Below are 15,118 nucleotides of genomic sequence, written 5' to 3'. Positions count from 1 at the left end.
AAAACCGAAACTTAAGTGTTTCGGTTTTTTTTATTTCTAAGCACTGAATCTCTTTCCTCCAATAATTTTCCTAGTAGCAAATTCGTTGTATCCCCATTGTAACAAGTACTTTGTGGAATAAAATTGCAGATGAGTCAATCGTATTCGATATTGCATGCAGATAATTTGTGAAAATATAGTTTATGGAAAACACTAAACAATCAAAACAATGAAGTTGAAGTGGAGATATTTAAGTCTATTGGTAATTTTCCTCATGGGAGGATTTGGTGCAATTGCAAGCAAGGCTCCGGAGCGGGTTGAACCTGCTTTTTGGTGGATCGGGATGAAAAACCCAAATTTACAACTGATGATTTACGGGAAAGATATTTCTGATTATCAACCGGTAGTAGATTATCCGGGCGTGAGCATAGAGCGCGTAATTAGCGTAAAATCACCGAATTATCTGTTTATGAATCTTCGAATTGCAGCAGATGCAAAGTCAGGAGCCTTCGATATTAAATTCCAGAAGAACGGTAAAACTGTTTTGACTTACGTTTATAAGCTATTGCAACGCGAAAAGGGTTCTGCAGACAGACAAGGATACAATGCCAGTGATGCTATTTATTTAATTACTCCAGATCGTTTTGTGAATGGAAATCCAAAGAATGATACGGTAGAAGGGTTGTTGGAGAAAGCGAATCGTATGGATAAAAATGGTCGACATGGTGGCGATATACAGGGAATCATTAATAGTCTGGATTACATTAAAGAAATGGGATTCACTACCATTTGGATTAATCCTTTATTGGAAAACAATCAACCTGTATTTTCCTACCATGGTTATTCTACTACCAATTATTACAAGATTGATGCACGTTTTGGAACAAACGAGGAATATCGTGAGTTGGCTGAGATAGCAAGCAAAAAAGGTATCAAACTAATTATGGATATGATCGAAAATCACTGTGGCTCCGGGCATTGGTGGGTGAAGGATCTGCCAACAGATGACTGGTTTAATTTTCAGGGAGACTATCACCCAACGATTCATCACCGCGAAACGATTCAAGATCCATATGCTTCTGATTTTGATAAGAAATTGCATTCCGACGGATGGTTTGTAAAGAGCATGCCCGACCTGAATCAGAAAAATGATTTGATGGCTACCTATCTGATTCAAAATGCCATTTGGTGGATTGAATACGCACATTTGGGAGGTATCAGACAAGATACCTATCCTTATCCCGATAAGGATTTCATGAGCAACTGGAGCAAAGCCATTATGACCGAATACCCACATTTTAATATGGTAGGGGAAGAATGGTCAACCAATCCATCTATCGTGGCCTTTTGGCAACGCGGTAAGCAAAATCCCAATGGTTATAAATCCTACTTGCCGGGATTGATGGATTTTCCCCTACAGAACGCATTGGTTGAATCCTTAAATGGAGATGAAAATATATATGGTCACGGAATTGTGAAATTGTATAGCACATTGGCCAATGATTTTGTGTATGCTGATCCCATGAATTTGGTTGTCTTTCCGGATAACCACGATATGAGCCGCTTCTTTACTCAAATAAATGAAGATTTTGATTTGTACAAAATGGGCATCACCTATATCGCTGTAACGCGAGGAATTCCGCAGATTTATTACGGTACAGAAATATTAATGAAAAATCCGGGAACAACAGATCATGGTATCATCCGATCCGATTTCCCCGGAGGTTGGAAAGGCGATCAGGTGAATGCTTTTACCGGAGCAGGTCTTAGCAATCAGCAAAAAGAAGCGCAGCAACTGGTGAAAAAATTATTCAATTGGAGAAAGGGCTGCGAAGCTGTTCACACAGGTAAACTCAAGCATTTTGCTCCCATCTACAATAATAGTATCTATACATTATTTCGTTACACGGATAAGCAAATTGTAATGCTGATCATGAATAAAAATGCAGAAGCAAAAACTATTGCTTTAGATAAATTCCGTGCTGAAGTAATAGGGGATGCCAGCGAAGGAAGGAATGTACTTAGTGGGGCAAAGGTGATATTAAAAGATAGTGTAAAAGTTGCCGGAAGAAGTGCTCTATTAATTGAAATAGACAAATAGGAAATAGCTATGAGCAGATATATTTTAATATTACTCCTGAGGATTTCTTTACAGGGATTTTCACAACAAGTTCAGGTTTGCAGCGGGACAATATTTATAGCACGCAGATGACACAGTTTTAGCGGATAAGCACGGATTTTAAAAATCTGTGAAGATCTGTTTAATCCGTGTTCTATGTATCTATTTCAAACAGCAATTTTCTAATCATACAAAAAGTCGAGATAAATTCATTGAAAAGTGCAGTTCTATAAAAAGAATTGCACTTTTTTTGCTTCCACAGCTAGCAAAAATCTTTGTATCTTCTTCCAAAGATTAAAACCTATGAGAGATCGGAGCAGTTTAGCAGAAATATTGAATATAGAGCATCCCATTTTATTGGCACCGATGTTTTTAATTTCCAACACAAAAATGACCATAGCGGCACTTGAATCCGGTTGTACTGCGGCTTTTCCCGCGCTGAATTATCGAACAACAAAGGAACTAAAGGCTGCAATTACAGAGATCAGGAAAAGTAGTTCGAAGCCTTTTGGAGTAAACCTGATTGTGAATCGATCGAATCCCAAATACAAATCCCAATTGAAGACTTTGCTGGAGCTTGATATAGATTATATCATCACCTCTCTGGGAAATCCTAAGGAAGTAATTGAAGCCTGCAAACTAAAAGGAATTAAGGTTTTTTGTGATGTGGTGGATCTTAGCTATGCCAAAAAAGTAGAAAAGCTGGGTGCTGATGCAATTATTGCTGTGAATGCTATGGCTGGCGGACATTGTGGGAATTTACTGGCCAAAGAATTGATTACTCAGCTCAAGAAAAACACGAATCTGCCCATTATCTCAGCAGGAGGCATCACCAGTAGCGAGGATATTAAACAAGTGATGGAGTGGGGTGCTGCCGGTGTTTCGGTGGGCACAATTTTTATAGCCACCGACGAATCGAAAGTTTCCTATGCTTACAAAAAAGCCATGCTCCATTTTGGTGCGAATGATATTGTGAAAACCACAAAACTAACCGGATCGGCATTAACAGTGATCAACACAGCCTATGTTCGCGAAATTGGAACCAAAGCAAACCTTTGGGAATGGCTGGTAAATCACAGTTCCTTCTTTAAAAAGTTTGCTAAAATGGTGTTGGCATGGCAAGGTATGCAGAAAGTGAGAAAATCAGCCTTTCAGGCGAGTTACAATAATGTTTGGTGTGCGGGTCCTGGCATTGAATCGGTAAAAAATATCCGATCGGTAAAAGAGGTGATTCGCGATTTAATTTAAGGCATGCTCAAATCCTCTGGCGTTCATCCAGTTTTGCTCCGATACCTTATCCGCAATATGTTCAAGGCGAGATCTAAAATCCACTTCCATTCCATGATCGCGAATAAAGGCAATTGCATCGGTAAAAGATTTCAGTAAGCTTTTATAAAATGCCTCCTGTCGGATATATTGTTCCGAACGATAGGTCTGCGCAATTTCAATATGATACAGCATCACATCCGCAATAAGCGAACTATCCACACCAAGTCTTTTAAAATGACGAATATAATTCTGAGCCACCGATCTTCGCATTTTAGGCTTGCGTCCATTCACCGGGAAGTATTCCTTCGAAATTTTAAATTTACATTCCTCCATAAGCTTGTTCTCCTTTGGATTGAAGGCGAAATCGTAAAACTCCTTCACCTCCTTAAATCTGGAATACAAATCGGTTATTTGCTCCTGAAGCTGCGTTTTCGTAAGCTGATGAATGTATTCTTTTAATTCTCGTTTGCTCATCTTGTCCTGTAAATTTGGGAGGTAAAGTTAGTAAGGAATTTTGATTTCATGGAATTAGGATCAAGCGTTCGGTATCTCGTCTTATTTCTGCTTTGGATTGAAATCCATAAATCAGAAATAGAAAGTATCCTATTAGCCAAATTTCTTTACTTATTAGTTGCTTTCTGTTACAATCAAGGGAAGTGCTGTAGGTGATTTTAACATCCCGTTCCGGAATATGAAATTTCATCAAAAAAGCTATGTAATTGGTATTAATGATCAGCTTATTGATCTGCTGGTATTCCCAATTGCTATTGCAGATATGGATGCTGCTATTTTTGATAGAAAACTTGCTATCGAGATAATGCAAAATGTTATCGGTGATACTAATTTTTCTATTCCGCCATAGGAAATCTGATGTGAGAGAATATGAATTTTCCTGTTCTTTATATCAAAAAAGACAAGGCGGACAGGAAATTTTCTTTTCCAGATAGCAATATTTCTATAAGAGTATATCTCTTTAGAGCTTAGCAATAGCAATATTCCTGTCGAAAACAGAAAAATTGCTGTCGCAGATAGCAATTTGGCTATTAGGAATAGGAAGCAGGAGGGACTATACCAAAGCGGAGCGATAGATCAGTTCGGGGGTTTGCAGTAATAATGATTTGTTGGAGATAATTTTCTTGTTTCGCAAGGGAAGAAAGTGTTACAGGACTAGAACACTCATCAAGCTATAAAAAGAACCGATAGTTTACTTTGTCGAGATGAACTATCGGTTCCCACACTTAACTGCCTATGTTACGTGTTGACTTATTGCGTAAATTTTTATACTTCAAGAAATTGATGAATAGATTGAGCAGTATCCCGTCCGTTACTTAGGGCACGAACCACCAAACTAGCACCCGTGGTAGCATCACCAACGCAGAATATTTTAGGATTTGAGGTTTGACCAGTGTCACTGGTTTTGATATTGCCTCTGGCATCCAGTTCTAAATCCAATGATTTTACCAATCCCTCATGGACAGGATGAACAAAACCCATGGCAAGCAAGACCAAATCTGCCTCAATAGTTTCCTGCGTATTGGGAATTTCGTTCATTTTAAATTGTCCATTGGCATCTTTGGTCCATTCGATCTGGCAAATATCTACCTTCTCCACTTTCCCATCTGTTCCTTCAAATTTTTTGGAGCTAATTGCCCATCGTCTGTTACAGCCTTCCTGATGCGAACTTGAAGTCCGTAAGGTCGTCGGCCAATAGGGCCAGGGATTATTTTGTTCTCTTTGCTCGGGAGGCTTGGGTAATAATTCAATTTGAAGTACCGATTTGGCTTTCTGTCGGATGGAGGTTCCCACACAATCAGATCCTGTATCGCCACCACCAATAACAATTACATTTTTTTCCTTTGCAGATATTCTTTCCGTTTTGGAAAATTCATCTCCACGAATCACTTTGTTTTGTTGTTTTAGAAAGTCCATTGCAAAATGAATTCCATCTAAATCCCGCCCTTCGATGGGTAAGTCTCTTGGAGACATAGCACCAATAGCAAGGCAGACAACATCATACTTCGATTCCAGTTCGTTGAAAGATACTTTTCCTCCCACATCCTGATTGATCTTAAATTCGATACCCTCTGCTTCGAATATTTCCAATCGACGATCGATCACATGCTTGTCGAGCTTAAAATCAGGTATTCCATAGCGAAGCAGACCGCCAATGGCATCGTCTTTTTCGTAAACGGTAACCGAATGCCCGGCTTTATTTAAAAGATCGGCAACGGAAAGACCAGATGGACCAGATCCAATAACAGCAACCTTTTTGCCGCTTCGGCATTTTGGAACTTGTGCTTTAATGTAGCCATACTCGAATGCTCTCTCAATAACAGCAGCTTCGTTTTCACGAATGGTTACCGGAGCATTGTGTAAGGAGAGCACACAAGATTTTTCGCAGGGAGCAGGGCATATTCTTCCGGTGAATTCCGGAAAGCTATTGGTGGAATGCAGTATTTTACTTGCTTCCTGCCAATTTTCCCTGTAGATGGCATCTTGCCATTCGGGGATTTTACTGGAAGTAGGACAAGCCCAATGACAGAAGGGAATTCCACAATCCATGCACCGGGATGCCTGATCAATTCTATCCTCTGTATTCAAAGTTTGCTCTACTTCGCCAAAATCACCTATTCTATCTCGAACCGGACGATATCCGGCTTCTTTTCTTTTTATCTCTAAAAAACCTTTCGGATTTCCCATAATCTAATTTTTTCATTAACATTCATCAATTAGCAGTTCGCAATCATCAGTTTCTACTTAATTATTTACTGATAACTGATCCTTATTCTACTCATGAATCTCGGTTTGAGATTGAGCCTTTTTCAACTTGCGTTGAATTCTTCTCAATTTCTTCTCCTCCAATACCTTCTTATATTCGTAAGGAATTACTTTCACAAAATGAGGTAAATATTCTTCCCAATGTGTTAATACCTTAGAAGCAACCCTACTTTGTGTAAGCAACAAATGTTGATGAATCATTTCCTGCAATTCATGAATATCCTGCAAATGATCAACAGGCTCGAGGGCAACCAGACTCTGATTACAAAAATAATCCAATCGGCCTTCCCTATTCAATACATAGGCAATACCACCGCTCATACCAGCAGCAAAATTTCTTCCGGTAGGACCGAGAATAACTACGCGACCTCCTGTCATATATTCACATCCATGATCGCCAACTCCTTCGACAACGGCTTTTGCTCCGGAATTTCTTACACCAAAACGTTCTCCTGCCATTCCTCGGATATACACTTCACCATTGGTAGCTCCATAGAGAGCTGTATTTCCGATAATGATCTGCTTTTCGGGTTTGAATTTGCTTTTCTCTGGTGGATGAACCACAATTTTTCCACCTGAAAGGCCTTTCGCGAAATAATCATTAGAGTCGCCAACCAAACGAAAGGTGATTCCTTTTTCAAGAAAAGCTCCAAAACTTTGTCCTGCAGATCCCAAAAATCTACAGTAAATGGTATCATCCTCAAGAATATGTTTTGGTTTTAATGCCGCAACCTTACCTGAGAGCATTGCACCGGTAGTTCGATCTGTATTATTTATTTTCTGATCAATCCATACCTTTTCGCCATCGTGTAAGGCTTTCTCTGCCTGACGAATCAATTCATGATCTAAGACTTTACCTATCGATTTAATCGTGGCGTTAACACCACAGATTTCGTGACCATTGGTGGCCGGTAAATGAAGCAGCTTATCAATCTTTACCGTATTGGCCTTCCATCTCTTAATATCTTTTCGCTTCACCAATAAATCGGATCTGCCCACGAGATCATCAAATTTTCGGATACCCAGTTCTGCCATGATCTCCCGACATTCTTCTGCCAAGAACTGAAAGAAATTTATAAGCCATTCGGATCTGCCAAGAAATTTTTCCCGGAGCTCCTTATTCTGAGTAGCAATACCAACAGGGCAGGTATTCAAATGACATTTACGCATCATCACACAACCCAATACCACCAAAGCGCTTGTTGCAAATCCAAATTCTTCTGCACCCAACAAGGCCATGGAAATAATATCTCTACCGGTTTTTAGCTGACCATCGGTCTGTAATTTTATTCTGCCACGTAAATCGTTTAACACTAAGGTCTGTTGTGCCTCAGCCAAACCTAGTTCTACTGGTAATCCTGCATTTTTGATAGAACTTAAGGGACTTGCTCCAGTGCCGCCTTCGCAACCACTAATTACAATTAAATCCGCATTTGCTTTTGCCACACCAGCAGCTATGGTTCCCACACCATTCTCTGAAACAAGCTTTACACTGATACAAGCGGTTGGGTTCACATTTTTCAAATCGTAGATTAGCTGCGCTAAGTCCTCAATTGAATAGATATCATGATGTGGTGGTGGAGATATCAGTGTGATACCCGGAGTGGAATTCCTTAGTTTTGCTATGATCTTATCCACTTTAAAGCCTGGTAGCTGACCACCTTCACCTGGTTTAGCACCTTGTGCAACCTTTATTTGTAATTCATCTGCATTCACCAGATATTCGGTATTCACCCCAAATCTTCCCGAAGCAATTTGCTTGATAGAGCTTCGGGCACTGGAATAAAGTCGTTTGGAATTCTCTCCACCTTCACCTGTGTTGCTTCTTCCTCCTATCTGGTTCATGGCAATCGCCAAAGTTTCATGCGCTTCTTTGGAGATAGAACCGTAGGACATAGCTCCTGTACAAAAGCGCTTTAAAATATTCTCAATCGGCTCCACTTCGCTGATGTCAATTGGATTGGTTTTGAAATCAAAAAATCCACGAAGGAAATTCGGATTTCTGGTTTCCTTATTCACAATGCTTGAATATTCTTTAAACTTCGTATAGGAATTTGTTCGGGTAGCCCACTGCAATAAGCCTATACTTTCAGGATTCCAGCTATGTGGCTCTCCATTCTTCCGATAATGAATGCTTCCATTTGAATTTAATAAATCCTGATTTTCAAATGGATCTTTCGCGTTAAAAGCCTTTTTATGATGACAAAGTATTTCTTCAGCAATCTCTTTTAGTCCGATTCCACCAATTCGGGAGGTCGTTCCAGTGAAATATTTTTGAATCACATCTTCACTGATTCCCAATGCTTCATAAATTTGAGCACCCAAATAACTTCCAATAGTCGAAATACCCATCTTCGACATTACTTTTAAAAGCCCTTTATTAACTGCCTTAATATAGTTTTTCCGAGCAGTTTTATATTCCAGACTAATTTTGCCTTCCTTCACCAGTTTGTCAATAATAGCATAACTCATGTAAGGATTGATAACACTGGCACCATATGCAATTAGAAGAGCAAAATGGTTTACTTCCCGGGCTTCACCAGTTTCCACAACAAGCCCTATCTGCATTCTCTTTCTCTTTTTAATAAGATGGTGATGCACTGCTGCAACAGCCAATAGAACAGGAATAGGAGCCATTGTTTCACTTACATTCCTATCGGTAAGGATAATGTAATTCTTGTGTTCATCCACCGCTTTCTCTGCAAGTTTACAGAGAGAATCAAGCGCTTTTTCCAGACCTTCTCCAACTTCACTGGCTTTAAATATCATATCCAGACTAGCATGACGAAACTCCTCATGTCGAATTTTCTTGATTTTCCCGAGATCGGTATTGGTGATCAGAGGACTCTTGAAACGAATCAGCTTGCAATGCTGTGGTGTTTCTTCCAATAAATTCTTTTGAACGGATCCAATGTAATTCGTTAAATCCATTACTAAATTCTCTCGAATTGAATCGATAGGAGGGTTGGTAACCTGCGCAAATAACTGTCGGAAATAGTTGAACAAGAGATTTGGTTTGGGAGACAATACCGGAATAGGAGCATCATTACCCATGGAAGCTGTGGCTTCCTGTCCAGCGATTGCCATTGGCTGAATTATCCTTTCAAAATCTTCCTTAGAGTAGGCAAAAGTATCCCTGCATATTTCAAATTGATCTCCAATGTCGGAAGGAACTCTTTTTTCTACAGGAATTGATTTCAAATCCAATCGGTTTTCTTTCAACCAATTTTGATAAGGATTCCGATAAGTTAACTGTGACTTCACCTCCTGATCGGGAATAATAATTCCCAATTGAGTGTCAACCAGTAGTAATTTACCTGGTCGCAATCTTCCTTTTTCCTTGATTTCTTCCGGTTTAAATTTCTGGATTCCAACTTCAGAACCCATCACAATCATATCATCCTGTGTAATGACATAGCGGGATGGACGAAGCCCATTTCTATCCAATGTTCCACCAATGTATCTACCGTCAGAAAACACGAGAGAAGCAGGGCCATCCCAAGGTTCCATAAAAGTAGAATGATATTCATAAAAAGCTTTAAGGCTATCCGGTATAGGGTTTTTTTCATTCCAGGATTCCGGAACCATCATACTTAATGCATGCGGTAAACTTCTACCGGTTAGGAACAAGAATTCCAATACGTTATCAAAAGAAGCGGAGTCGCTCTTATTTGGTTCTACCACCGGGAATAGTTTTCTAATATCATCCCCATACATTTCCGATTTAAGAAGAGACTCACGAGCCTGCATCCACAGTCGGTTCCCCTTAATGGTGTTGATTTCACCATTGTGCGCCACGATTCGGAATGGCTGAGCCAAATCCCAGGAAGGAAATGTATTGGTGCTAAAACGGGAGTGCACCATAGCAATTGCACTTTCCATGCGTGCATCTTGCAAATCGCCATAGTATCTTCCCAGCTGATCGCTGGCAAACATACCTTTATACACAATTACTTTAGAGGAAAGACTGGGGATGTAGAACATATCCTTTTCTTTCATTTTGGTAGCGCGAACGTAACTTTCTGCTTGTTTTCTGGCAAGGTAGAGGCGACGCTCCAAGTCATCCTGCTCGTAGTTTCCACCAACAAAAACTTGTTTGATTACTGGTTCGGAATGTCTTGCAATTTCTCCAATTGCACTAGTGTCAGTAGGTACATCTCGCAATTGCAGAAATTCTAATCCTTCTTCTTCCAGAATTTGGATTAAAACTTCGATACAGAATTTCTCTTCAGTTTCATCTTGAGGTAAAAAGATCAAACCAGTACCATATTTTCCAGGTAATGGAAGATTGATACCCAATTTCTTATAGAAGCCGTGTGGTACTTGCATTAAAATACCTGCACCATCACCACTCACATTATCAGCACCACGAGCGCCTCGGTGATCCATATTACATAGAACCTCTAGCCCGCGAGTAATAATTTCGTAGGATTTTTTTCCTTTAATATTGGCTACAAAGCCAATTCCACAATTGTCATGTTCATTCATTGGGTCGTATAGACCCTGTCGGCTTGGTCGAAGGTATCGCATAGGCATAAATTAAGTGCGAAGCCAGGACATGATTTTAATCTTTTGAAGCAGGACAAGGAAAATTATTCTAGAGTCCCCAACCCTATATTTTCCTAAGCGGCGTATAGTATCCGAAAGCCGCTATCCCGATGAGAAACTATCAAAAAATGAAGTGATTTATTTTCTGCTTGTTCAATCCGTTGCTACAAATATAAACCAAAAAAAAGCAGAATAGCAAAGATTATTGTTTAGTTATTGATCGGAAACGTTTGAGAAACATGAAAAATGTCATGTTTTTTTACGCAAAGGTTTTCGTGATATTCAGGATATTACTGGGAAATAAAATTTAAATACAGATAATTTTTAGTATTCTGTTACTCTTTCTATATGTTCACAATAAAGATTAGGCAAAAAAAAATATCCCGTAAAGGATATTATTTGTTTTTTACGACAGGTTGTACTTTTAAAAACTTTAATAATGGCTTTTCAATCCACCTTGGAAGATATTTTCCAACTTTAGTAATAAACTGTTTGCCCAATAAATAAATAGAAGAATAGAAAAAAATCTTATTTAGTACATACACCGATGCAGTAAGTAAAAACACTTTGTCAGTTCCGGAAAGTAAAAATGGAAAGGAAAGATAAAGAAAGAAAGTTACGACAGCTAAACCCAACAACACAAACCCAACAACTCTTTTCAACGCCATAAGATATAAAGTTTTAAAATTTTACATTCAAAGCAATTCTACGGGCGAATTTATAAATGGTTATTCAAAAACAGTTATTTAAAGTGTTAAAAATCATTAATTAAATATACAAATTAACATAAACAATAAGCATGTACTATTATTAAAAAGTGAACTTGCGTTACAATGGATTCAACCTAAAAAAAAGGGATGGTAATTATTGGGGGTAGTTAATGAAGAAAAATACTTTTTTAGAATGCAAAGGTTTTAAATTAAGGGAATGTTAAAAAAGTTTTAGTTTTGTTAGGATTTGAAAATTATTTACGTTTATCTTTGTAGCAACAAAACAAAATAGCATGGAAAATTTACAAATGATTCGACGACGCATGTTCAGATCTTTATCCTCAAGATAAGGTAAGTTTTGGCATGATTATTTTCCAGGCTTTCCACATCGGAAAGCATTTTTTTTGACTCAATTTTAGATAAAACCTATGAATCTATTGTATTATATCCGACGACGACGAATGAACGCACCAAATGGTAAAGCGGTTGATGTCCTATTGTCGTGTAATCAATGATTATTACAATATTTTAAAGGCTTACCGTTTTAGCGGTAAGCCTTTTTTTTTGAATAGATAATTAAGTACGAAAAATGAATAAAATAATATATACAGAAAGCCGACGCCATTTGCGAAGTAACTGTTACCCTGGGGCAGATGAGCTTGCTGTGTCTCTTTTTGAGATACGGTTATTTAATAATGAAGCTTACTGTTCTAACGGTAGGCTTTTTTTGTATGTGAAAATTTAAAATAGAAGACCATGGAAGCAAACAACTCCTTAAACTTTCGACGATGCTATTTGCGGAATCAGAAAATCAAAAAATTAAGAAATAGTTTTTGTATTGAGATTAATAACAAATGGTTATGCCTTACCGGTGTAGCGCTTTTTTGGGAAACCTAGTAAGTTCATAAAATGATAGAGACAGCAATGGAAATCGAGCAAAAAATTTGTGTCATTGTAGCGGATTTAAGGCATATAGATTATGCTCAGGAAGTTTGTGAAATGATTGAATGTGCCGCTAAGATACGCGGTACTGGAATTGCCAAAAGAAATCCTTTGTACATCGTACAAAAAATACAGGAAGGAAAAGCAATTATCGCTTTCGATAATGATAAGGTAATTGGATTCTGCTATATCGAAACCTGGGAACACGGTAAATATGTTGCCAATTCAGGTTTAATTGTAGATCCGGATTATAGAGCCGTTGGCTTGGCTAAAATGATTAAAGCCGAAGCCTTCAAATTATCTAGAAAGCGTTTTCCTACAGCTAAAATCTTCGGATTAACCACCAGTCTTCCTGTAATGAAAATCAATTCAGAATTAGGATACAGACCTGTTACATTCTCTGAACTGACTCGTGATGAGTCCTTTTGGAAAGGATGCAGTAGTTGTGTGAATTACGACATTCTACATCGAACAGATAAGAAAATGTGCCTTTGCACAGGTATGTTATATGACCCGGGTAAGAATGGCAAATCCAATTCATCCGAAGAATAAAGGAATAGAAACAATTTCATAAATCATTAAACAAACTAAAAACGAGATGACAAGCAATAAGAAAAAAGTAGTATTGGCATATAGCGGAGGATTAGACACAACCTATTGTGCACTTTATTTGTCCAGGGAGTTGAACATGGATGTTTACACAGTTCTTGGCAATACAGGTGGTTTTAGCGATGAAGAATTAGCTGAAATAAAGAAGAAGACGAAACAACTAGGTGTCATTCAGCATACCGCCATAGATGTCACGAAAGAATACTACGAAAAGTGTATCAAATACATGATCATGGGAAATGTGCTAAAGAATAACACCTATCCATTATCAGTAAGTTCAGAAAGAGCTTTTCAAGCTATGGCTATTGCTCAATATGCTCATTCCATTGATGCTGATTATATTGCTCATGGTAGTACCGGAGCAGGAAATGATCAAATTAGATTCGATCTGATCTTTAAAATTATGGCACCCAATGCAGAGATTATAACACCAACCAGAGATCTTGAATTAAGCAGAGAAACAGAGATTAATTACCTAAAAGAACATGGAATACAAGCCAATTTTGAAAAAATGCAATATTCCATTAATGCAGGTATTTGGGGAACTAGTATTGGCGGAAAAGAAACATTATCCTCTAATCTGCCTTTGCCAGAACAGGCATATCCAAAACAAGTAGAGAAGACAGATCCGGAGAAGCTAAGTATAGAATTTGAGAAAGGTGAATTGGTTGGTGTGAATGGGCAAAAAGTTGCTCATCCTTTGGAAGCAATTAAATTAATCGAAAAAGCAGGTGCTGCCTTTGGAATAGGTAGAGATATGCACATTGGCGACACCATAATTGGCACAAAAGGAAGAGTAGCTTTTGAGGCAGCAGCTCCATTAATGATTATTAAAGCCCACGAGACTTTAGAAAAACATACCCTTACCAAATGGCAGATGTATTGGAAAGATCAAATTTCCAATTTCTATGGTATGCTACTTCACGAAGCTCAATATTTGGAGCCGGTAATGAGAAATATGGAAACATTTCTTGTTGATTCCCAGAAAAAAGTAAATGGCTCTGTTACCATTAAAATGAGTCCCAAATATTTTGAAGTGGAAGGAATTGAATCCCCCAACGACTTAATGTCCGATTTATTCGGGAAGTATGGAGAAACCAATGAAGGATGGACTGCTGATGATGTAAAAGGATTTACCAATATTCTCACCAATTCATTAAAAATTTATCACACTGTAAATCAAGAATAAGATGATAAAAGTAGGGATAATAGGAGGTGCTGGATATACTGCCGGTGAATTGTTGAGGATATTGCTTTGGCATCCGGAGGTGGAAATAACATTTGTTCAAAGCATCAGCCATGCAGGGCAACCAATAAGTAAGGTTCATAAAGATTTGCTGGGAGATACCGATTTAGACTTTGGCCAAGCAGATTATACTTGTACTGATGTAGTTTTCATTTGTTCAGGACATGGAAAAACCAAGCTTTTTCTGAAGCAAAATAAATTACCGGAACACATCAAAATAATAGATCTAAGTATGGATTACAGGCCACAGGCTAATGATAAAGGATTTATTTATGGATTGCCGGAATTAAATAAAGAACAAATTAAGGATGCGAATTATATCGCAAATCCCGGATGTTTTGCTACCTGCATTGAATTGGGGATACTCCCTTTGGCTGCGGCAAATCAACTAAAAGAGGATATTCATGTAAATGCTATTACCGGCTCAACAGGAGCAGGTCAAAATCCAAGTACAACGTCACATTTTAGTTGGAAAAACAACAATGTGGTGGTTTATAAAGCATTCACACATCAGCATTTAAAAGAGATAACCGAAACGGTTTTACAGTTACAGCCGAATTATAGCAAACAGCTCAACTTTATTCCTGTTCGTGGAAATTTCAGTCGGGGGATCATGGCTAGCATTTATACGGATTGTGATTGGGAAATAGAGGAAGCATACCAAAAGTACCAAGAGTACTATCTAACGCATCCATTTGTGACGATAACCAAAGATTTGCCTGATATGAAGCAAGTGGTAAATACCAACAAATGCTTTTTATATCTGGAAAAGCATGATAGGAAGTTATTGATTATATCAGTAATCGACAATCTATTAAAAGGTGCATCGGGACAGGCTGTACAGAATATGAATTTACAATTCGGAATCCCGGAAAAAACAGGATTAGGTCTAAAGCCAATTGGATTTTAAAGAAAAGA

At 38.3% G+C, this 15,118-nt stretch carries 10 protein-coding genes; 6 read left to right on the top strand and 4 right to left on the bottom strand.

Annotation, left to right across the window (positions count from 1 at the left end; genetic code table 11):
• The first annotated feature begins 208 nt into the window (after window positions 1-208).
• Both DLK05_RS00230 and DLK05_RS00225 read left to right on the top strand, forming a co-directional pair.
• Entirely contained in the window at window positions 209-2,080 is a 1,872-nt protein-coding gene (locus DLK05_RS00230) for a glycoside hydrolase family 13 protein (protein ID WP_127341959.1), read from the top strand.
• Window positions 2,081-2,401: 321 nt separating this feature from the next.
• On the top strand, window positions 2,402-3,346 hold the full coding sequence (locus DLK05_RS00225) for an NAD(P)H-dependent flavin oxidoreductase (RefSeq protein WP_127341958.1): 945 nt from the start codon (window positions 2,402-2,404) through the stop codon (window positions 3,344-3,346).
• On the opposite strand, the gene DLK05_RS00220 is transcribed toward DLK05_RS00225, so the two are convergent.
• Window positions 3,338-3,841, bottom strand: a complete 504-nt coding sequence (locus DLK05_RS00220; RefSeq protein WP_127341957.1) for a DUF6155 family protein — start codon at window positions 3,839-3,841, stop codon at window positions 3,338-3,340. The genes DLK05_RS00225 and DLK05_RS00220 overlap by 9 nt on opposite strands.
• 217 nt (window positions 3,842-4,058) lie before the next feature.
• Here DLK05_RS00220 and DLK05_RS17385 point away from each other — a divergent pair, with 217 nt between their 5' ends.
• On the top strand, window positions 4,059-4,229 hold the full coding sequence (locus tag DLK05_RS17385) for a hypothetical protein (RefSeq protein ID WP_209319623.1): 171 nt from the start codon (window positions 4,059-4,061) through the stop codon (window positions 4,227-4,229).
• A 416-nt stretch (window positions 4,230-4,645) separates the two neighbouring features.
• Here DLK05_RS17385 and DLK05_RS00215 read toward each other — a convergent pair whose 3' ends face one another.
• From DLK05_RS00215 to DLK05_RS00205, 3 genes are all read right to left on the bottom strand, one after another.
• Entirely contained in the window at window positions 4,646-6,067 is a 1,422-nt protein-coding gene (locus DLK05_RS00215; protein ID WP_127341956.1) for a glutamate synthase subunit beta, read from the bottom strand.
• An 87-nt stretch (window positions 6,068-6,154) separates the two neighbouring features.
• On the bottom strand, window positions 6,155-10,675 hold the full coding sequence (gene gltB / locus DLK05_RS00210) for a glutamate synthase large subunit (protein ID WP_127341955.1): 4,521 nt from the start codon (window positions 10,673-10,675) through the stop codon (window positions 6,155-6,157).
• Window positions 10,676-11,088: 413 nt separating this feature from the next.
• Window positions 11,089-11,361, bottom strand: coding sequence for a hypothetical protein (locus DLK05_RS00205; protein WP_127341954.1), 273 nt, complete (start codon window positions 11,359-11,361; stop codon window positions 11,089-11,091).
• Window positions 11,362-12,312: 951 nt separating this feature from the next.
• Between DLK05_RS00205 and DLK05_RS00200 the strand changes: the two genes are divergently transcribed.
• Genes DLK05_RS00200 through argC form a run of 3 tightly spaced genes read left to right on the top strand, consistent with a single transcriptional unit; the run spans window position 12,313 to window position 15,110 of the window.
• Window positions 12,313-12,897, top strand: a complete 585-nt coding sequence (locus DLK05_RS00200) for a GNAT family N-acetyltransferase (protein ID WP_235831933.1) — start codon at window positions 12,313-12,315, stop codon at window positions 12,895-12,897.
• A gap of 46 nt (window positions 12,898-12,943) precedes the next feature.
• The gene (locus tag DLK05_RS00195; RefSeq protein WP_127341953.1) at window positions 12,944-14,143 is read left to right on the top strand and encodes an argininosuccinate synthase; all 1,200 of its coding nucleotides are present in this window, start codon (window positions 12,944-12,946) and stop codon (window positions 14,141-14,143) included.
• Between the two features lies 1 nt (window position 14,144).
• Entirely contained in the window at window positions 14,145-15,110 is a 966-nt protein-coding gene (argC, locus tag DLK05_RS00190) for an N-acetyl-gamma-glutamyl-phosphate reductase (protein WP_127341952.1), read from the top strand.
• Window positions 15,111-15,118: the final 8 nt, after the last annotated feature.

The organism is Ancylomarina longa, assembly GCF_003996985.1.
Taxonomy (GTDB): domain Bacteria; phylum Bacteroidota; class Bacteroidia; order Bacteroidales; family Marinifilaceae; genus Ancylomarina_A; species Ancylomarina_A longa.
The sequence above is the reverse complement of the archived record's forward strand: the minus strand, read 5'-3'. Positions and strand labels throughout refer to the sequence as shown.

Excerpts from the sequence above, each read along its gene's own strand:
- DLK05_RS00200 (WP_235831933.1), top strand. The coding sequence starts at position 12,313 with ATGATAGAGACAGCAATGGAAATCGAGCAAAAAATTTGTGTCATTGTA.
- DLK05_RS00225 (WP_127341958.1), top strand. The coding sequence starts at position 2,402 with ATGAGAGATCGGAGCAGTTTAGCAGAAATATTGAATATAGAGCATCCC.
- DLK05_RS00215 (WP_127341956.1), bottom strand. The coding sequence starts at position 6,067 with ATGGGAAATCCGAAAGGTTTTTTAGAGATAAAAAGAAAAGAAGCCGGA.
- DLK05_RS00220 (WP_127341957.1), bottom strand. The coding sequence starts at position 3,841 with ATGAGCAAACGAGAATTAAAAGAATACATTCATCAGCTTACGAAAACG.
- gltB (WP_127341955.1), bottom strand. The coding sequence starts at position 10,675 with ATGCGATACCTTCGACCAAGCCGACAGGGTCTATACGACCCAATGAAT.
- DLK05_RS00195 (WP_127341953.1), top strand. The coding sequence starts at position 12,944 with ATGACAAGCAATAAGAAAAAAGTAGTATTGGCATATAGCGGAGGATTA.
- DLK05_RS00205 (WP_127341954.1), bottom strand. The coding sequence starts at position 11,361 with ATGGCGTTGAAAAGAGTTGTTGGGTTTGTGTTGTTGGGTTTAGCTGTC.
- argC (WP_127341952.1), top strand. The coding sequence starts at position 14,145 with ATGATAAAAGTAGGGATAATAGGAGGTGCTGGATATACTGCCGGTGAA.
- DLK05_RS00230 (WP_127341959.1), top strand. The coding sequence starts at position 209 with ATGAAGTTGAAGTGGAGATATTTAAGTCTATTGGTAATTTTCCTCATG.
- DLK05_RS17385 (WP_209319623.1), top strand. The coding sequence starts at position 4,059 with ATGAAATTTCATCAAAAAAGCTATGTAATTGGTATTAATGATCAGCTT.